Annotated in this window: 17 protein-coding genes; 7 read left to right on the plus strand and 10 right to left on the minus strand. The window is 73.5% G+C overall.

Annotated features, from left to right (window positions below; translation table 11 throughout):
- Positions 1-55: 55 nt before the first annotated feature.
- From murD to rsmH, 7 genes are all read right to left on the minus strand, one after another.
- Complete coding sequence (murD, locus tag C9F11_RS11780) at positions 56-1,555, minus strand: UDP-N-acetylmuramoyl-L-alanine--D-glutamate ligase (protein WP_138959232.1); 1,500 nt, start codon at positions 1,553-1,555, stop codon at positions 56-58.
- Positions 1,537-2,610: a phospho-N-acetylmuramoyl-pentapeptide-transferase gene (gene mraY, locus C9F11_RS11785; RefSeq protein ID WP_030679360.1), complete on the minus strand. Its 1,074-nt coding sequence runs from the start codon at positions 2,608-2,610 to the stop codon at positions 1,537-1,539. Before mraY ends, murD begins: the two co-directional genes overlap by 19 nt.
- On the minus strand, positions 2,607-4,040 hold the full coding sequence (gene murF / locus C9F11_RS11790) for a UDP-N-acetylmuramoyl-tripeptide--D-alanyl-D-alanine ligase (protein ID WP_138959233.1): 1,434 nt from the start codon (positions 4,038-4,040) through the stop codon (positions 2,607-2,609). The genes mraY and murF overlap by 4 nt, the downstream gene beginning before the upstream one ends.
- A gap of 4 nt (positions 4,041-4,044) precedes the next feature.
- Positions 4,045-5,709 carry a UDP-N-acetylmuramoyl-L-alanyl-D-glutamate--2,6-diaminopimelate ligase gene (locus C9F11_RS11795; RefSeq protein ID WP_171075705.1) on the minus strand — a complete coding sequence of 555 codons (1,665 nt, stop codon included), beginning with the start codon at positions 5,707-5,709 and terminating at the stop codon, positions 4,045-4,047.
- A 12-nt stretch (positions 5,710-5,721) separates the two neighbouring features.
- The gene (locus tag C9F11_RS11800; protein ID WP_138959235.1) at positions 5,722-7,728 is read right to left on the minus strand and encodes a penicillin-binding protein 2; all 2,007 of its coding nucleotides are present in this window, start codon (positions 7,726-7,728) and stop codon (positions 5,722-5,724) included.
- 5 nt (positions 7,729-7,733) lie between these two features.
- Positions 7,734-8,330, minus strand: coding sequence for a septum formation initiator family protein (locus C9F11_RS11805; RefSeq protein WP_138959236.1), 597 nt, complete (start codon positions 8,328-8,330; stop codon positions 7,734-7,736).
- A 110-nt stretch (positions 8,331-8,440) separates the two neighbouring features.
- The gene (rsmH, locus tag C9F11_RS11810) at positions 8,441-9,376 is read right to left on the minus strand and encodes a 16S rRNA (cytosine(1402)-N(4))-methyltransferase RsmH (protein WP_269078079.1); all 936 of its coding nucleotides are present in this window, start codon (positions 9,374-9,376) and stop codon (positions 8,441-8,443) included.
- 479 nt (positions 9,377-9,855) lie between these two features.
- Here rsmH and C9F11_RS11815 point away from each other — a divergent pair, with 479 nt between their 5' ends.
- The 4 genes from C9F11_RS11815 (at position 9,856) to C9F11_RS11830 (ending at position 15,663) form a co-directional block, all read left to right on the plus strand.
- Positions 9,856-10,416, plus strand: a complete 561-nt coding sequence (locus C9F11_RS11815; RefSeq protein WP_212767814.1) for a carbonic anhydrase — start codon at positions 9,856-9,858, stop codon at positions 10,414-10,416.
- A gap of 368 nt (positions 10,417-10,784) precedes the next feature.
- The gene (locus tag C9F11_RS11820; RefSeq protein ID WP_138959239.1) at positions 10,785-11,804 is read left to right on the plus strand and encodes a MoxR family ATPase; all 1,020 of its coding nucleotides are present in this window, start codon (positions 10,785-10,787) and stop codon (positions 11,802-11,804) included.
- A 14-nt stretch (positions 11,805-11,818) separates the two neighbouring features.
- Entirely contained in the window at positions 11,819-13,255 is a 1,437-nt protein-coding gene (locus tag C9F11_RS11825) for a DUF58 domain-containing protein (protein ID WP_138959240.1), read from the plus strand.
- Positions 13,252-15,663: a DUF3488 and transglutaminase-like domain-containing protein gene (locus tag C9F11_RS11830; protein ID WP_138959241.1), complete on the plus strand. Its 2,412-nt coding sequence runs from the start codon at positions 13,252-13,254 to the stop codon at positions 15,661-15,663. Before C9F11_RS11825 ends, C9F11_RS11830 begins: the two co-directional genes overlap by 4 nt.
- A gap of 375 nt (positions 15,664-16,038) precedes the next feature.
- On the opposite strand, the gene C9F11_RS11835 is transcribed toward C9F11_RS11830, so the two are convergent.
- The 3 genes from C9F11_RS11835 to C9F11_RS11845 form a co-directional block, all read right to left on the minus strand.
- Positions 16,039-16,458, minus strand: coding sequence for a DUF3040 domain-containing protein (locus C9F11_RS11835; protein WP_138959242.1), 420 nt, complete (start codon positions 16,456-16,458; stop codon positions 16,039-16,041).
- Between the two features lie 301 nt (positions 16,459-16,759).
- A complete protein-coding gene (locus C9F11_RS11840; protein ID WP_171075707.1) occupies positions 16,760-17,596 on the minus strand; it encodes a methyltransferase in 837 nt (278 codons plus the stop codon).
- A gap of 202 nt (positions 17,597-17,798) precedes the next feature.
- Positions 17,799-18,329: an SAV_6107 family HEPN domain-containing protein gene (locus tag C9F11_RS11845; protein ID WP_138959243.1), complete on the minus strand. Its 531-nt coding sequence runs from the start codon at positions 18,327-18,329 to the stop codon at positions 17,799-17,801.
- Between the two features lie 257 nt (positions 18,330-18,586).
- Here C9F11_RS11845 and C9F11_RS11850 point away from each other — a divergent pair, with 257 nt between their 5' ends.
- Genes C9F11_RS11850 through C9F11_RS11860 form a run of 3 tightly spaced genes read left to right on the plus strand, consistent with a single transcriptional unit; the run spans position 18,587 to position 22,084 of the window.
- A complete protein-coding gene (locus tag C9F11_RS11850) occupies positions 18,587-19,381 on the plus strand; it encodes an ATP-binding cassette domain-containing protein (protein WP_138959244.1) in 795 nt (264 codons plus the stop codon).
- The gene (locus C9F11_RS11855; RefSeq protein ID WP_138959245.1) at positions 19,353-21,437 is read left to right on the plus strand and encodes a YhgE/Pip domain-containing protein; all 2,085 of its coding nucleotides are present in this window, start codon (positions 19,353-19,355) and stop codon (positions 21,435-21,437) included. Before C9F11_RS11850 ends, C9F11_RS11855 begins: the two co-directional genes overlap by 29 nt.
- A gap of 29 nt (positions 21,438-21,466) precedes the next feature.
- Positions 21,467-22,084, plus strand: a complete 618-nt coding sequence (locus tag C9F11_RS11860; protein ID WP_138959246.1) for a TetR/AcrR family transcriptional regulator — start codon at positions 21,467-21,469, stop codon at positions 22,082-22,084.
- The last annotated feature ends 349 nt before the right edge of the window (positions 22,085-22,433 follow it).

Consider the following 22,433-nt stretch of genomic DNA (forward strand, 5'->3'; position numbering starts at 1 on the left):
CGTGCCCTCCTCACGGTGCCGGGTGCCTGACGACGGCACCCGGCCCGGGTCCGTGTCAGGCGCTCGCGCCGAGTTCGCGAACCGCTTCCGCGAACGCGTCACCACGCTTGTTGTAGTTGGTGAACATGTCCATCGACGCACAGGCCGGGGCCATCAGGACGGTGTCCCCCGGCGCTGCGAGCCGTGCCGCCCGGCGTACCGCCTCGGCCATCGCCCCAGTGTCGGTCCGGTCGAGGTCGACGACCGGCACCTGTGGCGCGTGTCGCGCGAGGGCTTCCCTGATCAGGGCGCGGTCGGCGCCGATCAGGACGGCCCCGCGCAGCCGCTTCGCCGACGCGGCGACCAGCTCGTCGAAGGTCGCGCCCTTGGCGAGGCCGCCCGCGATCCACACGATCGACTCGTACGCCGCCAACGAGGCCTGGGCCGCGTGGGTGTTGGTGGCCTTGGAGTCGTCGACGTAGGCGACCCCGGCCACGTCGGCGACGTGCTCGATGCGGTGGGCGTCCGGGCTGAAGGCCCGCAGGCCGTCGCGGACGGCCGCCGCTTCCACGCCGAAGGCGCGCGCGAGCGCGGCCGCCGCGAGGGCGTTGGCGATGTTGTGCGGGGCCGGAGGCCGGACGTCGGAGACCTCGGCGAGCTCCTGGGCCTGCTTCTGGCGGTCCGGTACGAAGGCACGGTCGACCAGGATGCCGTCCACGACGCCGAGTTGCGAGGGGGCGGGCGCGGCCAGCGTGAAGCCGATGGCGCGGCAGCCCTCCTCGACGTCGGCCTCGCGGACCAGGTCCTCGGTGGACGGCTTGGCGGTGGCGTCGGCGTTGTAGACGCACGCGACCTGGTTGCCCTCGTAGATCCGGCCCTTGTCGGCGGCGTACGCCTCCATGGAGCCGTGCCAGTCGAGGTGGTCCGGCGCGAGGTTCAGCACGGCGGCGGAGTGCGCGCGCAGGGAGGGCGCCCAGTGCAGCTGATAGCTGGACAGCTCGACGGCCAGGACGTCGTAGGCGTTGTCGCCCTCCTGTCGCTCACCGCCCTCGGCCGAACGCGCTTCGCGCGCCGCCCTGTCCTCCAGGACGACGTCGACGATCGGCGTGCCGATGTTGCCGACGGCCGCGGTGCGCAGGCCACCGGCGCGCAGGATCGACGCCAGCATCTGCGTGGTCGTGGTCTTGCCGTTGGTGCCGGTGACGGCCAGCCAGGGGGCGGCTCCGGGGCCGCGCAGGCGCCAGGCGACCTCCACGTCGCCGATGACGTCGACGCCCGCCGCGGCGGCGGCCGCGAACAGCGGGCTGTCCGGCTTCCAGCCCGGCGAGGTGACGACGAGGCCGGTCCCCTCGGGCAGCGTCTCGGCGTCCCCGAGGCGCACGGCGATGCCCGCCTCGGCGAGCTCCGCGGCCCGCGCCCGGAGCGCCGGGCCCGAGCCGCCGTCCACGACGGTCACCGCGGCGCCGAGGCCCGCGAGGGCGCGCGCGGCGCTGACGCCGCTGACGCCGAGCCCGGCGACGGTGACGCGCAGCCCCTTCCAGGAGTCCTGCGAGGCGCTCACTTCTTGGCTGCCCATCCGGCGTAGAAGAGGCCGAGTCCGACGATGACGCACATGCCCTGGATGATCCAGAAGCGGACCACGACCAGGACTTCGGACCAGCCCTTGAGTTCGAAGTGGTGTTGCAGTGGCGCCATCCGGAAGACCCGCTTACCGGTCAGTCGGAAGGAGCCGACCTGGATGACCACCGACATGGTGATGAGGACGAAGAGGCCGCCGAGGAGCGCGAGCAGCATCTCCGTGCGGGAGCAGATGGCGAGGCCCGCGAGGGCGCCGCCGAGCGCGAGGGAGCCGGTGTCGCCCATGAAGATCTTGGCGGGCGAGGTGTTCCACCACAGGAAGCCGAAGCAGGCACCCATCAGCGCGGAGGCCACGACGGCCAGGTCCAGCGGGTCTCTGACCTCGAAACAGGCGGCCGGGTTGGTGAGGTCCTGGGCGTTGGCGCAGGACTCCTGGAACTGCCAGACGCCGATGAACGTGTACGCGCCGAAGACCATCACGGAGGCGCCGGTGGCGAGGCCGTCGAGGCCGTCTGTGAGGTTCACGCCGTTCGACATCGCCAGGATCATGAACAGCGCCCAGACGACGAACAGGACCGGGCCGATCGACCAGCCGAAGTCCTCCACGAAGGACAGCTTCGTGGACGCCGGGGTCTGGCCCCGGCCGTCGGCGAACTGCAGCGAGATGACGGCGAAGGCGATGCCGACGATGAGCTGTCCGGCCATCTTCGCCTTGGCGCGCAGGCCGAGCGAGCGCCGCTTGACGATCTTGATGTAGTCGTCGAGGAAGCCGACCAGGCCCATGCCCGCCATCAGGCCGAGCACGAGCAGACCCGAGATGGTGGGCTCGGCACCCGTGATGATCTTGCTCAGGAAGTACGCGATGAGGGTCGCCAGGATGAAGGCGATGCCACCCATGGTCGGCGTACCGCGCTTGCTGTGGTGCTCGCGCGGGCCGTCGTCGCGGATGTACTGGCCATAGCCCTTGCGTGCCAGGAGCTTGATCAGCAGGGGCGTCCCGACCAGGGTCAGGAAGAGCCCGATCACACCCGCGAAGAGAACTTGCTTCATCATCGGGCGTCAACTCCGCCCGTCGCGGTGCCGGCGGCGGTGTCCGCCACGAGCGTCTGCGCGACGCTCTCGAGGCCCACCGATCTGGACGCCTTCACCAGCACGACGTCTCCTGGGCGCAGCTCGCTGCGCAGCAGGTCGATCGCCGCCTGTGCGTCGGACACGTGCACCGACTCCTCACCCCACGAACCCTCGTTGTATGCGCCCAGTTGGAGCCAGGACGCTTCCCTGCCCCCGACTGCCACGAGCTTGTTCACGTTCAGCCGGACGGCGAGGCGCCCGACCGCGTCGTGCTCGGCGAGCCCCTCGTCCCCGAGCTCGGCCATCGGGCCGAGCACCGCCCACGTGCGACCGCCCTTGGCCTCTGCGGCCTTGCCCATGGCGACCAGCGCACGCAAGGCGGCGCGCATGGACTCGGGGTTCGCGTTGTAGGCGTCGTTGACGACCGTCACGCCGTCCGGGCGCTCGGTGACCTCCATACGCCAGCGGGACAGCGTGCCCGCCTCGGAGAGCGCGAGGGCGATCTCCTCCACGGACATGCCAAGGTCATGGGCGACGGCGGCCGCGGCGAGCGCGTTCGACACGTGGTGCTCACCGTACAGGCGCAGTCGCACGTCGCTGCACCCGGAGGGTGTGTGCAGCGTGAAGGCCGGCTGTCCGTTCTCCATGAGCCGGACATTCTCGGCGCGTACGTCGGCGTCGTCGGCCTCTCCGAAGAGCAGCACACGGGCCTGCGTGCGCGAGGCCATCGCGCGCACCAGCGGGTCGTCGGCGTTGAGGATCGCGGTGCCGTCGGCCGGGAGGCTCTCGACCAGCTCGCCCTTTGCTTCCGCGATCTGCTCGCGGCCGCCGAACTCACCGATGTGGGCGGAGCCGACGTTCAGGACGAGGCCGATCCGCGGCGGGGTGAGCCCGGTCAGGTACCGGATGTGGCCCTTGCCGCGCGCCCCCATCTCCAGGACCAGGAACCTGGTCTCCTCGGTGGCGGACAGGGCGGTCAGCGGCAGCCCGATCTCGTTGTTGAACGAGCCGGGCGTCCACACCGTCGGCGCCGCGCGCTGGAGCACCTGCGCGATCAGGTCCTTGGTGCTGGTCTTGCCCGCCGAGCCGGTGAGGGCCACGAGGGTGGCGCCGAGCCGGGTGACGACGTGGCGGGCGAGCGCGCCGAGCGCCGCCTGTACGTCGTCGACGACGACGGCGGGCACGCCGACGGGCCGCTGCGCGAGGACGGCCACGGCGCCCGCCGCGACGACCTGCGCGGCGTAGTCGTGGCCGTCGACGCGCTCGCCTGCGAACGCGACGAACAGGCCGCCGGGCTCCACCTCACGGGAGTCCCGGACGACCGGCGCGGTGACCCGGACCGACGGATCCGGTATGTCGTACGTCTGCCCGCCGACGACGGTGGCGATCTCGGCGAGGGAGAGGGCGATCACAACTTCATCCCTGGGTTTGCTGGATAGCTTCGCGAAGCACCTGGCGGTCGTCGAAGGGACGGACCACCCCGGCGATGTCCTGGCCCTGCTCGTGGCCCTTGCCCGCGACGAGGACGGTGTCGCCGGGCTCGGCACGGGCGACGGCCGCGGCGATCGCGGCGGCCCGGTCCTCGAAGACGGCGACCTCGGCGCGCTCGTGGGCAGGCACCTCCGCGGCGCCCGCGAGCATCGTGGCGAGGATCGCGAGGGGGTCCTCGGAGCGGGGGTTGTCGGAGGTCAGTACGGCGGTGTCGGCGAGCCGGGCCGCGGCGGCGCCCATCGGCCTGCGCTTGGTCCGGTCGCGGTCACCGCCGCAGCCGAGCACGATGTGCAGCTTGCCCTCGGTGACCTTGCGCAGCGCGCGCAGGACCGATTCGACAGCGTCCGTCTTGTGGGCGTAGTCGACGACCGCGAGGTAGCCCTGGCCCGCGTCGACGCGCTCCAGGCGGCCCGGGACGCCGGGCACCGCGGCCACGCCGTCGGCCGCGGTCTGCGGGTCGATCCCGGCGACGGCCAGCGCGACGATCGCGGCGAGCGTGTTGGCCACGTTGAACGGACCCGCCAGCGGCGACTTCGCGGCGATCCGCTCGCCCTTGGGGCCGACGGCGGTGAACGTGGAGTCCATCGGCCCCACCTGGACGTCCTCGGCGCGCCAGTCGGCGTCCGGGTGGCCCTCGGCGGAGAAGGTGGTGACCGGGACCTCGGACTCGGTCAGGAGCCTGCGGCCGTACTCGTCGTCGTAGTTGACGACGCCGAGCCGGGCGCGCCGCCGTGTGAACAGCTGCGCCTTGGCCCGGAAGTAGTCCTCCATGTCGGAGTGGAACTCCATGTGCTCCGGGCTCAGGTTGTTGAACACGGCCACGTCGAACACGCAGCCGTCCACGCGCCCGAGCACCAGGGCGTGGCTGGAGACCTCCATCGCGACCGCCTGGACGCCGCGCTCGCGCATCACCGCGAACAGCGCCTGCAGATCGGTGGCTTCGGGCGTGGTGCGCTCGGACTTGATGCGCTCGTCGCCGATGCGCATCTCCACGGTGCCGATCAGACCGGTGCTGCGGACCTCTCTGAGGCCGCCCTCCATGAGGTACGCGGTGGTGGTCTTGCCCGACGTACCGGTGATGCCGATCTGGAGCAGGTCGCGGCCGGGGTGGCCGTACACCGCGGCGGCCAGCTCGCCCATGCGGCCGCGCGGGTCCTCGACGACGAGGACCGGCAGGTCCGTGCCGACGGCGCGCTCGGCGCCCGTCGGGTCGGTGAGGATGGCGGCGGCGCCGTGGCCGGCGGCCTGGGCGACGAAGTCGGCGCCGTGCATGCGGGCGCCGGGCAGCGCGACGTACAGGTCGCCGGGGCGCACGGCGCGCGAGTCGTGGGTGATGCCGGTGACACCGGTGGCTCCCGGTGCGGTGCCCGGGGCCGTGGCCCCCAGCTGATCGGCGAGCTCCGCGAGGGGGGTGGCGGAGACCTGGGCCGGCCGGGGCGGTCCCGGATAGGTCACGGGAGCGTCCTTCTGGGTGGTTTGGGACTGATCAGCGTGTGGCACGGCGGTGAGCGTACCGGGCGTACCCCCGCTGGGGCCAAAAGGGAGGGGCCCTGGTGTGCGGTTCCCCGGATCCGGGGTGATCGTCGTCACGGCGGATCCCGCTCAGCGGCCCGGCTTGTCGGCGACCGGAGGGCGGCCGGGCGTCTCCGGTTTGCCCGGGGTGAAGGTGACCGGGAGGCGGGCGGGGGTGTGGCCGGTGGGCGGCACCTGGAGGGTCTTCAGGGAGAACTGCATGACCTTCTTGTAGATGGGCCCGCAGATCTGTCCGCCGAAGTAGCTGCCCTTCTTGGCGTTCTGGATGACGCAGTAGACGGTGACGCGCGGCTTGTCGGCGGGCGCGAACCCGGCGAAGGACGAGGTGTAGCCGCGGTAGCGGCCGGTCTGCGGGTCGACGCGGTTGGCGGTGCCGGTCTTGCCCGCGACGCGGTAGCCGGGGATGCGCGCCTTCGTGCCGGTGCCCTCCTCGTCGTCGACGACGGACTCCAGCATCCGCGCGACCGTGTTCGCGGTCTTCTTGCTGACGACGCGGTTCTTCCCGGGCGCGGGCGCGGGCGTGAAGCGGCCGTCGGGTCCCTTGGTGCCGCGCACGAGCGTGGGCTCGATCCGCACGCCGTCGTTGGCGAGGGTCGAGTACACGGAGGCCGCCTGCATGGCGTTGATGGAGACGCCCTGGCCGAACGGGATGGTGAACTGCTGCGAGGTCGACCACTTCTCGGGCGGCGCGAGGATGCCCTTGGTCTCGCCCGGGAACCCCAGTCCGGTGGGCTTGCCGATGCCGAACTTGCGCAGGTACGAGTAGAGGGTGCGGTTCACCTGCCGCTGGGTGTCGCCCAGCTCGCCGGTGGCCAGGATCGTGCCGATGTTGCTGGACTTGGCGAGCACGCCGTTGAGCGTGAGGTACCAGGTCGGGTGGTCGATGTCGTCCTGGAAGAGCCGGTCGCCGCGGTGCAGCCGGTTGGGCACGGTCACCCGGGTGTGGGGCGTCGCCGCGTTCTCCTCCAGGACGGCGGCCATCGACATGACCTTGGCGGTGGAGCCCGGTTCGTAGGCGTCCTGCACCGCCGCGTTGCCGAGGCTTCCGCTCGCGGCCCGGGACAGGTCGTTGGGGTCGAAGCCGGGCGCGTTGGCCATGGCGAGGACCTCGCCGGTGCGGGTGTCCTGCACGACCACGTAGCCGCGGTCCGCCCGGGACTTCCTGACCTGCTCGGTGATGGCGTCCTGCGCGGCCCACTGGATGTCGCGGTCGATGGTCAGCTCGACGTCCGAGCCGGGCACGGCGGGCTTCTCGTTGGTGCCCGCGGTCGGCACCTGGCGGCCGCCGGACTGGGCGTAGCGGATCTCGCCGGGCTTGCCCGCGAGGCCCTTGTCGAGCTGCTGCTCGATGCCGCCGCCGCCCTTGCCGTCGGCGTTGACCCAGCCCAGTATCCCGGCGGCCAGGTCGTCGTTCGGGTACACGCGCTTGCTGGTGGGCACGGCGAAGACGCCCGCGAGGACGTTGACGGCCGTGGCGTCGGCGTTGGCCTTGTCGGCGAGCGTGGCGCGCAGGTCCTTGATCTGCTTCCACACCTGCGGGGTCTCGCGCCGGGCGAGCAGGGTGAAGCGGGTCTTGGGCGTCCTGAGCTTCTTGGCCAGGACGTCGGCGTCCTCGTCGACGATCGGCGCGAGCAGGGCCGCGGCCTGCTCGGGCGCGTCCTTGATCTTCGTCTCCGCGGCCGTGAACAGCGTGGGGTCGGCCGTGATGTCGTACGCGTCCACACTGGTGGCCAGCTCGACGCCGCGGCGGTCGGTGATGGCCCCGCGCTCGGCGGCGATCTTGTGGCTGGAGTACCGGTTCTTCTCCGCCTTGGCGGCGTACGCGTCGGCGTCGACGGCCTGCACCTGGAGGAGCCGCACCACGAACGCCAGCATCACCAGGGTCAGGGCGAGGCTGACCAGGCGCAGCCGGGGCCGGGGGCTGCCCAGGCGCAGCGGCCTGGCCGCGGCCGGGCGCGGGCGGCGGGCGGGCCGCCGGCCCTGCTGGGGGCGGCGCGGCCCGCCGTCGCGGGCGGGCCGGACGGGGCGGGCCGGTCCGGGGACGCGGCGCCGGGGCGGCGGCTGACGATCCGTCACTTACGTCACCTGCCGGAGGTCGTGGGGGCGGGCTTCGCGGAAGGGGGCGGGGCGGCGCCCGGCGGGGCGGACCCCGGCGGGGCGGCGCCCGGCGAGGTGCCGCTCGCGGGCGGCACGGCGGCCGGGCTCGGCGCCGGGGACGGCACGGCCCCGGGCGTGGGCAGCGCCTCGGGGGCCTGCGGCGCCGGGGGCAGCGGCGCGGGCGGGCGGGCCGCGGACTCGCGCAGGGCCGAGGGACCCGGCGCGCTGCCGGGGACCCCGCGGACGGTGCCGTCGGGGTTCAGGAAGGCCGGGTCGCCGCCGGGGACCATGCCGAGCTCGCGGGCGCGGCGCTGGAGCGCGTCCGGGGCGGCGTACTCGTCGACCTCCCGCTGGAGCTGCTGCTCCTCGTCGGTGAGCTCCTGGGTCTCCCGCTTCACCTTGCTGAGCTGGAAGGACCCTTCGTTGAGCGAGGAGTTGAGCAGCAGGAGCGTGATCAGGCCGCCGCCGAGCAGCAGTACGACCAGGAGCATGAAGGGGGTCCGGGCGGCCTGGCTCGGGCCGCCGGGCAGCAGCCGCGCGAGCCGCGCCGCCCGCCCCCGGAGCTGCGGTCTCCTGCTCACGAAAGCCACCTCCTCCACGAAGCCACCTCGGTCATGCGGACCCCTCGCTCCCCTCGCTCCCCTCGCCTCCGCGAGCCGTCCCGCTCACGCGGGCACCTCGCGGACGCCTCTTACGGAGTGACGTCCTCGCGGATGCGCTGGGCTCCGCGCAGCCGCGCGGGCGCGGCCCTGCGGTTCTCCGCGATCTCCTCCTCGGTGGGCAGTTCGGCACCGCGCGTGAGGAGCTTGAGCCGCGGCTGGTACTCCTCGGGCACGATCGGCAGGCCGGGCGGCGCGGTGTTCGCCGCCCCGGCCGCGAACACCTGCTTGACCAGGCGGTCCTCGAGGGAGTGGTACGACAGGACGGCGATGCGGCCGTCCACGGCGAGCGCCTTCACCGCCGCCGGGACGGCCCGCTCCAGGACGCTCAGCTCGCCGTTGACCTCGATGCGCAGGGCCTGGAAGGTGCGCTTGGCGGGGTTGCCGCCGGTGCGCTTGGCGGCCTGCGGGAGCGCGTCCCTGATCAGCTCGACGAGCCGGGCGCTGTTGCTGAAGGGCTCCTTGTCGCGCTCGCGCACGACGGCGGAGACGATCCGCTTGGCCTGCTTCTCCTCGCCGTACGCGCGCAGGATCCGCACCAGCTCGCCCGCGGGGTAGGTGTTGAGGACCTCGGCGGCGCTCATGCCGGTCGTCTGGTCCATGCGCATGTCGAGGGGCGCGTCCTGGGCGTAGGCGAAGCCGCGGTCCGCCTCGTCGAGCTGCATGGAGGAGACGCCGAGGTCGAACAGGACGCCCTGGACGCGCGGGATGCCGAGCCGGTCGAGCACCTCGGGCAGCTCGTCGTAGACCGCGTGGACGAGGGTCGCGCGCTCGCCGTAGGGCGCGAGCCGCTCGCCGGACAGGCGCAGCGCCTCCTTGTCCCGGTCCAGGGCGACGAGGCGGGCCTCGGGGAAGGCGGTGAGGAGGGCCTCGCTGTGGCCACCGAGGCCGAGGGTGCAGTCGACGACGACGGCTCCCGGCCGGGTGAGCGCCGGGGCCAGCAGGTCCAGGCACCGCTGGAGCATCACCGGGACGTGTCGGCCCGCCCGTCGCCCAGCACCCTTATTGGGAAGCGCTTCGCGCCCTGTCACTTTGGGGCCCTCTCAGGTCCGGCGGGTGTCGTACGCACCGCCGGGTCCCCGCCCGCTCGGTGAAGGGGAGCCGGATGCCGGCGCCGGGGAGGCGGCGTCAGCCGACCGGGAGCGGGAGGAGGCCGAGCCGTACGTACGCGCCACGCACGTGGGGAATTCTGCGAATCTCCGGATGTACCAGCGGGGAGCAGGTCTCCGCTCCCGCTTCGCGTCACTTTAGTCCACCCTGTCTCGCGGTCAATCAACCGGCCTGCGCGGCGCGGCCCGGCCGGGATCACGTCCGCGATCAGCGCGACTTCACCCGTTCGGCGGGCCCGGGCGCCTCCCTGTGGGTTACCTCACAACAACGTTCGATGACGTTCTTTGTCCCCTCCCACGGCAGGCCCGCACCCGCGGTGACCACTACCGTCATAGTCATGACGACTTCCGCATCCCTCCCCACCGAGCCCGAAGGCGCCATAACCACGGGTGCCCGCGAGGACGCCACCGTCACCGACCGCCTGGTCGACGCGAACACGCGCTACGCGGCGGGCTTCACCGACCCCGGCATGGACGCCCGGCCCGTCCTCCGGGTCGCGGTCGTGGCCTGCATGGACGCCCGCCTCGACCTGCACGCCGCACTCGGCCTCGAACTCGGTGACTGCCACACCATCCGTAACGCGGGCGGCGTCGTCACCGACGACGTCATCCGCTCGCTGACCATCAGCCAGCGCGCGCTCGGCACCCGCAGCGTGGCCCTCATCCACCACACCGGCTGCGGCCTGGAGTCCCTCACCGAGGAGTTCCGGCACGACCTCGAGATGGAGGTCGGACAGCGGCCCGCGTGGGCCGTGGAGTCCTTCCGCGACGTCGACCAGGACGTGCGGCAGTCGATGCAGCGCGTGCGCACCTCGCCGTTCCTGCTGCACACCGACGACGTGCGCGGCTTCGTCTTCGACGTGCACACGGGCCTGCTGCGCGAGATCGACCCCGCCTGAGGCCGCGACACACCCGCCGGACACGAGCGGGGCGCCGACCGGGAACGGCGGCGCCCCGCTCGCGTGCGACCGCGGAGGGCCCGCGTGACCGAATCGACAGTGTGTGACCCCGAGGTACCGGGTACCGGACAATTTCCGGCACCCGAAACGCCGCAAGATCCGACATAACGGCGCCAGTTATCCACAGGCAAGTGACACGAACCGGTATGCCCAACAAGAATGCCTGTGTGGCGCCGCGCTGAACCATTCACGCGTGGTGTCCGTGTTTCGGGGTGGGCCGGTCCGCACGTGAGTGTCGGCCCGGGGAACCATGAAAAGAGGTGTCCCTTGCTCCTTGCCGAGCGTGGGGAAGGGCCGAGGAGGGCCGGGTGACGACCTATGACGATCGAGCGAGCCTCACAGATCTGACCGCCACGGCGGAGCGTGTCCGCGGGTCGGTCGAGGGTGTGATCGAGGGCAAGCCGGAGGTCGTACGGCTCTCGCTGACCGTGCTCCTCGCCGAGGGGCACCTGCTCATCGAGGATGTACCGGGCGTGGGCAAGACCATGCTCGCCAAGGCGCTCGCGCGGTCCATCGACTGCTCGGTGCGGCGTATCCAGTTCACGCCGGACCTGCTGCCGTCGGACATCACGGGTGTGTCCATCTGGGACCAGCAGCGCCGTGACTTCGAGTTCAAACCGGGAGCGATCTTCGCGCAGATCGTGATCGGCGACGAGATCAACCGCGCGTCCCCGAAGACGCAGTCCGCGCTCCTGGAGTCCATGGAGGAGCGCCAGGTCACCATCGACGGGCAGACGTACGAGCTGCCCAGTCCCTTCATGGTGGTGGCCACGCAGAACCCGGTGGAGATGGAGGGCACCTATCCGCTGCCCGAGGCGCAGCGCGACCGCTTCATGGCGCGCGTCTCGATCGGCTATCCGGGCCCCGAGGCCGAGCTCCAGATGCTGGACGTGCACGGCGGGGTGTCCCCGCTGGACGACCTCCAGCCGGTGGCGCACGCGCACGACATCGTGAAGCTCATCGACGCGGTCCGCACGGTCCACGTCGCCGAGGCCGTGCGGCGGTACGCGGTCGACCTGGTCGGCGCCACCCGCAACCACCCCGATCTGAGACTCGGCGCGTCGCCGCGCGCGACCCTGCACCTGCTGCGGGCCGCCAAGGCGTCCGCGGCGCTCAGCGGCCGTGACTTCGCCCTGCCGGACGACGTGCAGGCGCTGGCCGTCGCCGTCCTCTCGCACCGGCTGCTGCCCACGGCCCAGGCGCAGTTGAACCGCCGCACGGCCGAATCGGTCGTCCTGGAGATCCTGCAGCGCACTCCGGTCCCGGCGGCACAACAGCCCGGCCAGGGATTCTTCGGCCAGCAGCCGCCCGGCGCCCGGAGGCTGTGATGACGGCCGGGGGGATGCCGTCGGAGCGACCCGGCGGTACCGGCGGCATCGGCGGCACTGGGCACAACGGAGACGACGGAGGCAGCGGAAACAACGGGGACAGGGGGGAGCCGGGCGGCCTGCGCACGGCGCTCGCCGGGCTCACCACCCGGGGCCGCTCCTTCTTCGCCGCGGGCATCGCCGCCGCCGTCTGCGCCTACGTGCTCGGCCAGGGCGACCTGCTGCGGGTCGGGCTGCTCCTCGCGGTCCTGCCGCTGGTGTGCTCCGGCGTGCTGTACCGCACGCGCTACCGCGTCGCGGGCAGCCGCCGGCTGACCCCCGCGCGCGTGCCCGCCGGTGCGGAGGCGCGCGTGCACCTGCGCATGGAGAATGTCTCGCGGCTGCCCACGGGCCTGCTGATGCTCCAGGACCGCGTTCCGTACGTGCTCGGGCCGCGGCCTCGGTTCGTGCTCGACCGCGTGGAGGCGAGCGGGCGCCGCGAGGTGTCCTACCGCGTCCGCTCCGACCTGCGCGGCCGCTATCCGCTGGGCCCGCTCCAGCTGCGCCTCACCGACCCCTTCGGGATGTGCGAGCTGACCAGGTCCTTCTCCACGTACGACACGCTGACGGTGGTCCCGCGCGTGGAGGCGCTCCCGGCGGTGCGCCTGACCGGCGAGGCCAAGGGGTACGGCGACGGACGGCACCGCTCGCTCGCCCTCGCGGGCGAGGACGACGTCATTCCGCGCGGCTACCGCTACGGCGACGACCTGCGCCGCGTCCACTGGCGCTCCACCGCGCGCTACGGCGAGCTGATGGTGCGCCGCGAGGAGCAGCCGCAGCGCGCCCGCTGCACGGTCCTCCTGGACAGCCGCGCGGTGGCCTACCAGGGCGCGGGCCCGGACTCGGCCTTCGAGTGGGCGGTCTCGGGCACGGCCTCCACGCTGGTGCACATGCTCGAGCGGGGCTTCTCCGTACGCCTGTTGACCGACACCGGCAACTCGCTGCCCGGCGAGGGCGCCGACGGATACGCGGGCACCGGCCAGGAGTCGGCGGACGCGGCCGGGCTGATGATGGACACGCTCGCCGTGATCGACCACTCGGACGGCGCGGGCCTCTCGCGCGCGTACGACGTGCTCCGCGGCGGCAACGAAGGCCTCCTCGTGGCCTTCCTCGGCGACCTCGACGAGGAGCAGGCCACGGTGGTCGCCAAGATGCGCCAGCGCAGCGGTGCCGCGGTCGCCTTCCTCACCGACAGCCACGCCTGGCTGCGGGGCGCGGGCGCCCCGCCGTCCCCGGCGGCCGCGAACGGCCTGCGGCTGCTGCGCGAGGCGGGCTGGACGGCGGTCGCCGTGCCGCCCGGGGTGTCGCTGGTCGAGCTGTGGCGCCAGGCGGACCACCTGCGCACCGGCACGGTGGCGGCGCCCGCGGCGAGCGCGGGTCCGATGGCGGGCGGGACAGGGGGATGGACATGAGTGGGCGTACGCGACTGGCGCTGTGCGCCGCCGCCGCGACGCTGATGGCGTCGGGCGCGATGCTGCCGCTCGTCGACGAGTCGGGCTGGGTGGTGCAGGCGGCGATCCTGCTCGCGCTGCAGAGCGGCGTGGGCGCCCTGGCCCGGCGGGTGCCGCTCGCCCGGCCGCTGACGGTGGCCGCGCAGGCCCTGGTCACGCTGCTGCTCCTGACGCTGGTCTTCGGCCGGGAGCAGGCGCTCGCCGGGGTGATCCCGGGGCCCGAGGTGTTCCGGCACTTCGGGCTGCTCCTGGAGGCGGGCGGCGACGACGTCGGGCGGTACGCGATCCCGGCGCCGCTCACCGACGGCATCCGGCTGATGCTGGTCGGCGGGGTCCTGGTGGTCGGGCTCATGGTGGACGCGCTCGCGGTGACGTTCCGCACGGCCGCGCCGGCGGGCCTTCCACTGCTCGCCCTGTACTCGATCGCGGCGGGCCTCGCCGAGGACGGCGCGGGGTGGCTGTGGTTCCTGCTCGCGGCCGCCGGATATCTGCTGCTGCTCCTCGCGGAGGGCCGGGACCGGCTCTCGCAGTGGGGGCGGGTCTTCGGCGGGGCGGCCCGGCCGCCCGGCCGGGTCTCGGCGGGCCTGGACGGTGACGGCGGCGCGCTCGCCCCGGTGCGCACGGGCCGCCGCATCGGCGCCGTCGCCCTGGGCGTCGCCCTGGTGGTGCCGCTCGCGCTGCCCGCCCTCGACGGCGGCCTCCTGGACGACTCGAACGGGCCGGGGGGCGGCGGCCGCGGGGGCGGCGGCACCATCTCCGCGGTGAACCCGCTGGTCGCGCTCCAGGACAGCCTGAACCAGCCGGAGGACCGCGAGGTCATCTCGTACCGCACGAACGCGAAGAACTCCCAGGGGATGTATCTGCGGATCGTGTCGCTCGACCAGTTCGACGGCACGACGTGGAAGACCACCGTCCGGGACATCGAGGACATCCCCTCGCGCCTGCCGGACCCGCAGGGCCTGTCCCCCACCGTCCGCAGGACCGAGATCCAGACGAACCTCTCGGCGGCGGACGGCTACGCGCAGAACTGGCTGCCCATGCCGTATCCGGCGAGCCAGGTGCGCATCGAGGGGCGCTGGCGGTACGAGCCAGTGGGCCGCGCCGTGGTCGGCGACCGCGGGCAGACCACGCGGGGCGTGCAGTACTCCGTCAACAGCCTGGTCGTGGAGCCCACGGCCGAGCAGCTCGCGGCCGCTCCCCCGCCGCCCGCGGCCGTGAAGCGGGAGTTCACCAAGGTGCCGGACTCGCTGCCCTCGGTGGTGGAGGAGACGGCCCGCAGGATCACCCGCGACGCGGCGAACGACTACGAGCGGGCGGTGAAGCTCCAGGACTGGTTCGCCTCCGACGGCGGCTTCACGTACAACACGCAGGTCCGCGCGGGCAGCGGGCCCTCGGCGATCGCGCGCTTCCTGGACCAGAAGGAGGGCTTCTGCGTCCACTTCTCCTTCGCCATGGCGTCGATGGCGCGCACGCTCGGCATTCCGGCGCGCGTGGCGGTGGGCTTCACACCGGGCTCCGCGCAGGCGGACGGCACCATGTCGGTGGGTCTGCGGGACGCGCACGCCTGGCCCGAGCTGTACTTCGAGGGCGTGGGCTGGACCCGCTTCGAGCCGACGCCGACCCGTGGCTCCGTGCCGGAGTACACCCGGGACCAGACCCCGACCGACGACTCCAGCGACCCGGCGGCGCCCGGGCCGTCCACGTCGGCGAAGGAGTCCCCGGGGCCCTCGCAGTCCTCGGACTGCCCGCGTGACCAGCGGCAGGCGGGCGGCTGCGGCAGCGCGATGCCGCAGCTCGCGTCCGGCTCCGACGACGACGGGCCGCCGGTCGCGATGATCGTGGGCGGGTCGTTGGCGGGGCTCGCCGTGCTCGCGGTGCCCCTGTTGCCGCTGCTGTGGCGGACACGGGTGCGCGCGGTGCGCCTCGGCGTCGGCGGGCGCACCGAGGCGGACGCGGCGGCGCGGACCCTCGCGGCGTGGCTAGAGGTCACGGACACCGCGTGGGACCACGGCATCCCGCCGGACGAGTCCCGGACACCGCGCACGGCGGCGGCCCGGATCGTCCGCCTCGGCAAGCTGGAGGCGGGCGCCGCGGAGTCCGTGCACCGGGTGGCCGCGGCGGTGGAGCAGGTCCTCTACGCGCCGCAGCCGCGGCACGCGACGGGGCTGCCGGACGACGTGCGGCGGCTGCGGGCGGGGCTGCGGGCCTCCGCGAGCCGTCCGGCCCGGCTGCGGGCGACGCTCGCGCCGCGTTCGGCCGCGCGGGTGATGGGGGCGCTTTCGGAGCGCTGGGCCGGGCTGCGCGCCCGGTGGCAGCGGCGCCTCGCCAAGCGCTGGCCGGCCCGGCCCGCGGCGCGCGAGGGGAGTTGAGGCCCCGGGTCCGGCCGCCCTGGCCTGGCCCGAAACGTCCGTGGGGTGACCGCCTGTGCGCGGTCACCCCACGGTCGTGTGCGGCTCCCTCACCCTTGCCTCGTGTGCGGGTGCACATGTATGAGCAAACGCCGGAGCCACTGCTTCACGGGGCCCGGTCACCAGGGCGTGCGGGCCCCGGAGCCCGCCCGGGCCACCGGGTGCCGACGGCGGCGCGGACGGTCACACGGGCACCGGCCCCGGCGCGGACCGTCGCCCGGCACCGGCGTCCACCCGGGCGGCGCCGGACAGCGACAAGGCCCGGCGCGCGGGGTGCGCGACGGGCCTTGGGCGGAGCTGGGAAGTCAGGCGCGGCGGGGAAATCCTCCGGGAGAGCTACTGGCCGCCTTGCTGCTCGTCCCTGCGGCGCTGCCAGCGCTGCTCGATGCGGTCCATCATGGACCGCCGCTGCCTGGGCTGATGCTGCCGCCGCCCGTGCGGGGCGGCGGATCCACTCGGGGTGCCGGGGGCCTGCTCGCCCGGCTTGGGCGCCTTGCGCCAACCGGTGACGGCGAGCACCGCGCAGCCCAGCATGACGAGGAATCCCACCACGCTCACCCAGATCAGCTGGGCGACCATTCCGGCCATGAGAAGGGCGATGCCCACCAGGAAGCCCGCGACCGCTTGGTAGACCCGCTTCCGGGTGTACGTACGCAGCCCGCTTCCCTCAAGCGCTGTCGCGAACTTGGGATCTTCGGCGTACAGCGCTCGCTCCATTTGCTCGAGCATGCGCTGCTCGTGCTCCGAGAGCGGCACGGAGTCCTCCTCATCGTGCAGTCGCCGGGGCGACCGGGGGGTCCCCTTCAGGATAGGCAGGGAATCGCCCCCGTGAAACCCGCCCCTCTGCGCCAACTTCGCCAAACCGGACCGTCAGGTCGCTCCGGCTCGCTGAAGCCTGCATTCCCCAGCGGCCGGTCTGTCATGCCGGACGGTGTCCCTCGATCATACGGCGCCCGTAGCCCGTTCGGGGGGCCTGTGGCGTACTCCATGTGCTGCTGCGCCCCTGATCAGCGAGGTAGCCCCAGGCGTCACAGGAGCCGCAGCGGCCCGTCGGCGCTCAGGCCCCGCTCGCCTCGGGGGTCTCGCCGAGCACATGCAGCTGGGTGGCCACGGAGTGGAACGCGGACAGCTCGGCGGCCGCCGCCTCCAGCTTCAGGAGGGCCTCCAGGGCGCCGGGCTCGGTGTCGACGAGGACGCCCGGCACGAGGTCGGCGAAGACCCGCACGCCGTGCACCCCGGCCACGCGCAGGCCCGCGCCCTCGACCAGGTCGGTGAGCTGGTCGGCGGTGAAGCGGCGCGGCACCGGGTCGCCCTCGCCCCAGCGTCCGGCCGGGTCCGCGAGCGCGCGGTGGGCCTCGGTGAAGTGTCCGGCCAGGGCCCGGGCGATGACGGCGCCGCCGAGGCCCGCGGCGAGCAGACTCAGGACGCCGTCGGGGCGCAGCGCTCCGACCACGTTGCGCACGCCTTCGGCGGGGTCGTCCACGTACTCCAGGACGCCGTGGCAGAGCACCGCGTCGTAGCCGCCGCGCTCAACGACGTCGAAGAGGCCGTGCACGTCGCCCTGGACGCCGCGCACGCGGTCGGCGACACCGGCCTCCGCGGCGCGGCGCTCCAGCGCGAACAGCGCGTTGGGGCTGGGGTCGACGACCGTGACGCGGTGGCCGAGGCGGGCCACGGGTACCGCGAAGTTGCCACTGCCGCCGCCGGTGTCCAGGACCTCCAGGCCGCCGGGGCCGTCGCCCGCGGTGGCCTTGACCCGGCGGTCGAGGGCGTCTTTCAGGACCTCCCAGACCACGGCCGTACGGAGCGAAGCGCGGGGGCGAGGGGGGTCGGAGCGCAGCGACGCCGCTTGCGGCGGGCGGGGGGAGGCGGGCGGGCGCATCGGGTCCGACACGGCAGTTGACTCCTCGGCGCGGCTCCGCCTGTGCGTCGGCGGGCTGTTCGGGTACGGGCGCTCCCACCCTATTGCCTCTGGACCTGTGCCCCGGCATCACCGGGGGCGGGCGGCGCGGGCGCCCGCTCACGGCGGCACCCGGCCGCCCCCGGGCCGGGCGCGCGCCGCGGGGCCGGCCCGGACCGCACGGCGCACGCCCAGGTCAGCCCGCATCCGGCGGCTCCTGGCGGGCCTGTGGCAGCACGGGCTGGAGGACCAGCATCCGCTCGACGAGGCGCAGGAACATCGCCGCGTCGCGCAGCAGGTCGTCGGCGTCGCGGACGCTGGCCGCGCCCTGGATGCCCGCTTCGGCGCGGGCCCTGCGGGCGGCCCCGGAGGCGAACAGGGCGCTCCACTCGGTCAGCTCGGGGGCTATCTCGGGCAGCACGTCCCAGGCGCTGCGGATGCGCTGCCTGCGCCGTGGGTTGAGCTCGGGGCGGCCGCGGGCGGCGAGGACGGCGGCGGCGGTGCGCAGGGCGGCCAGGTGGGCCGTGGCATAGCGCTCGTTCGGAGGGTCCAGGCGGGCGGCCTCGTCGAGTCCGGCGCGGGCCTGGGCGAGCAGTTCGAGGGCGGCGGGCGGGGCCGTGGCGCGGCGCAGGACGGGGTGCACGTCGCTCGCCGGGCCGGTCAGTGAGGGGGCAGGGCCTGCGGCGCGGCGCCGGGGTGCGGCGGCCGCTGCGTGCGAACGGGCCATGACGAACCTCCTGTCGTCTGTGTGACGGCGCAGTGGCCGTATGTGCCCATCGTGGGGTACGCCACTGACAATCGGCGCTGACCTGGGGCTTTGCCCCGTTCGTTGGTTCGGGCTACCTTTTGAACTGACCAGTCAGTACAAAAACTTGCCCGGTGGCCCCGCACGGCGGCCTCGGCCGGGCGGCTCGGGCTTACCGGCCCCTGCTGGTCGGCCGGTCGGCCACCACGTTTCGGACGACGTGAAAGGCGAGGAAGACCGTGAACGGTTCGCACGGCGCCGCCGTCAGCGCGGCGGACTTCGGACTCCAGGGGCCACGCGGCTGGGCCTTCCGCGGCATCGGCTTCGCGGCGGAGCCGGGCGCGCTCGTCGCCGTCGAGGGCCCTTCCGGGTCCGGCCGCACCTGTCTGCTGCTCGCCCTCACGGGACGCATGCGGGCCACCGAGGGCACGGCGTCCGTGGACCGCGCCCGGCTTCCCGGCCAGCTCACCGCGGTGCGCCGGATCAGCGCGCTCGGCCCGGTGCCGGGCGTCAACGACCTCGACCCCGCGCTGACCGTCGCCGAGCACCTGCGGGAGCGCGCGCTCCTGGAGCGGCGGTACGAGGGCTCGCTGCGCGGCCTGCTGCGGCCGCGCGCCGAGCGGGCGACCGCGTCCCGGCTGCGGATCGACACCGCGCTCGGGGCCGCCGGTCTCGACGTCGCCGCGCTCCCCAAGGGCTCGCGGACATCGGTGCGGGACCTGGAGCGCCTCGACGCGCTGCGGCTCTCGGTGGCGCTCGCGCTCGTCGGACGTCCCCGGCTGCTCGGCGTCGACGACACCGACCTCAAGCTGTCGGACGCCGAGCGGGACGAGGCCTGGGCACTGCTGCGCTCCGTCGCCGCGCGCGGGACGACGGTCGTGGCCGTGTGCAGCGAGGCGCCCGAGGGCTCGGTGGTCGTCTCGACCGCGCCCGCCGCCGAACGCCCCGACGCGACCGGCCCCACCGGCCCTGCCGGCCCCACCGACGACGACAAGGAGACGGCGGATGCGCTCCCCGAAGCTCGCCGCGCTTGAGCTCAAGCGCTTCGGCAGGGGCAGGCTCCCGCGCGCGGCACTCGTCGCGCTGCTGCTGCTTCCCCTGCTGTACGGCGCGCTGTACCTGTGCTCGTTCTGGGATCCGTACGGCCGCCTCGACCGGATCCCCGTGGCGCTCGTCAACGACGACAAGGGGACCCGGGTCGACGGCGAGAAGCTCGCCGCGGGCGACAACATCGTCAAGAAGCTGCGGGACAGCGAGACCTTCGACTGGCGCGAGGTGAGTGCCGCCGAGGCCCGTGAGGGCGTCGAGGACGGCACGTACTACCTCTCGCTGACCATGCCGTCCGACTTCAGCAGGCGCGTCGCGTCGAGCTCGGGCGCCTCCCCGGAGACGGGGGCCCTCCAGGTCCGTACGAACGACGCGAACAACTACATCGTCGGGCAGATCTCCCGCACGGTGTTCTCGGAGGTGCGCACGGCGGCCTCCACGAAGGCCTCGCGCGGCTTCCTCGACAAGATCTTCATCTCGTTCTCCGACATCCACGGGGCGACGGCGAAGGCGGCCAAGGGCGCCGACAAGCTCGAAGGCGGCATCGGGAAGGCGGAGAAGGGCTCCAAGGACCTCGTCGACGGCCTGAAGAGCGCCAAGGACGGCAGCGGGAACCTCGCCTCGGGCGTCAGGAAGCTGCACACCGGCGCGGGCGACCTGGAGGACGGCTCGCGCCGCGTCGCGGACGGCACGCGGAAGCTGGCCGACCGCGTCAACGGCGAGGCGGCCAAGGTACGGCCGTACCTGAAGGACAACGGCAAGACCCTCGGTGACAGCGCGCAGCTCGTCGCCGACTCCTCCAGGGCGGTCCGCCACAACCTGGGCACCCTGGTCGAGAAGGCCCCCAGGGCCGCCACCGACGCCAAGGAGGCCTCGGCCGCCCTGGACGGCGTCTACGAAGAGCAGTGCCTGCGCGCTCCCGAGGCCCCGCCCTGGTGCCCGAAGCTGAAGAAGGCCAAGGAGGTCGCGGCCGACGTCTCGACCATCGCCGGGGACGTGGACACGCTGGTCAAGGACCAGAACGGCGATCTGAAGCGGCTCGACACGAGCCTCGCCACGCTCCAGAAGAAGGCCCAGGGCCTCGCCGACCGCGCCCCGCGTCTGGACGAGAAGCTGGAGAAGACCGTCCGGGACGTCAACACGCTCGACAAGGGCGCGGGGGACGTCGCCAAGGGCGCCAAGAAGCTGCACGCGGGCCTCGGCACCGCCAAGACCGGCGCCACGGACCTGGACGCGGGCGTCGGCAAGCTGAAGACGGGCGCGAGCGACCTCAACGGCGGCCTGTTCAAACTGGCCGACGGCTCCCAGAAGCTGGCGGGCGGCCTGCACGACGGCGTCGAGAAGATCCCCGACTACGACAAGAAGGACCGCGACCGGCGCACCGACGTCATGGCCGACCCCGTGCAGCTCGCCTCCCAGTCCCTGCACAAGGCGCCCAACTACGGCACCGGCTTCGCCCCGTACTTCATCCCGCTGTCCCTGTGGGTCGGCGCGATGGTGGCGTACATGCTGATCCAGCCGCTCAACCGGCGCGCGCTCGCCGCGGGCGCCGCCGCGTGGCGCGTCGCGCTCGCGGGCTGGCTGCCGGTCGCGGCCCTGGGAGTGCTGCAAGTGGCCGCCCTGATGTCCGTACTGCACTGGGGCCTCGGGCTCCAGATGACGCGGGCCGCCGGAACCGTCGGCTTCCTGACCCTGGTGACGGCCTGCTTCGCGGCCATCGTGCAGTGGCTGAACGCACGCTTCGGAGCGGCCGGGCGGATCCTCGTCCTCGCGGTCCTGATGCTCCAGCTGACGTCGGCGGGCGGCACGTACCCCGTGCAGACGAGCCCCGGCTTCTTCCGCGCGATCCACCCCTACTTGCCGATGAGTTACGTCGTCGACGCCCTCAGGAGGCTCATCACGGGCGGCGGCCTCGGCCCGGTCTGGCAGGCGTGCGCGGTCCTGGCGGCCTTCACCGCGGGCGCCCTCGCGCTCACCGCCGTCACCGCGCGCCGCAAGCAGGTGTGGACACTCGACCGGCTGCACCCGGAGCTGAGCCTGTGAACGGGACGGAACCTGTGAAAATCAGGCGCATGGAAAGCAGCGCGAGCAGCACGCGGCGTGAGGCCACCAGACAGAAGTTGTACGAGGCCGCCGTCACCCTCATCGCGGAACAGGGGTTCTCCGCCACGACAGTTGACGAGATCGCCGAACGGGCGGGCGTCGCGAAAGGCACGGTCTACTACAACTTCGCCAGCAAGTCCGTCCTCTTCGAAGAGCTGCTGCGACACGGCGTGGGCCTGCTCACCGCCTCCCTGAAGGACGCCGCCGAGCAGACCGTCCTCCAGGGCGGCAGCAAGGTCGACGCCCTGGACGCGATGATCCGCGCGGGCCTCCTCTTCATCGACCGCTACCCGGCCTTCACCCAGCTGTACGTCGCCGAGCTGTGGCGCACCAACCGGGCCTGGCAGTCCACCCTGATGGTCGTCCGCCAGCAGGCCGTCGCCGTGGTCGAGGACGTCCTGCGCGCGGGCGTGGCGAACGGCGAGCTCAGCGAGGAGATCGACATCCCCCTGACGGCGGCGGCCCTCGTGGGCATGGTCCTGGTGGCCGCGCTCGACTGGCAGTCCTTCCAGCCGGAGCGCTCGCTCGACGACGTGCACGCGGCGCTGTCCCGGCTGCTCCAGGGGCGGGTGAGCGGCAGCCGCTGACCCGGGCGGGCCACCGGCGCGCACGCGCGCCCCGGTTCACCCGTTCGTACGCATCCCCCGTCGCGTGGCACCGGTCCGGTGCGGCCTGGCACAGGCACACCGGACCGGCGCTCACTCGGTCCCCCGCGCGACCCCCGTGGTCGTTCCCCCGGTCGCCCCCGTGACCTCGCTCCCGCCCTTGAGAGCGGGAGGAGCGGTCAAGGGCGCCGCCCCGTTCCGCCGCCCCGTGTCGGCGGTGCCGGTGCCGCGCCCTTCTCCGTGTCATCACTCTCCCGTCCGCGCACGTCGGACCCCATCCGCGCGCGTACTCATCTCCACCCCTAGGTACGGATACTCAGGCCCGGGTGCT

Origin of the sequence: Streptomyces sp. YIM 121038 (assembly GCF_006088715.1) — a bacterium.
Lineage (GTDB): Bacteria > Actinomycetota > Actinomycetes > Streptomycetales > Streptomycetaceae > Streptomyces.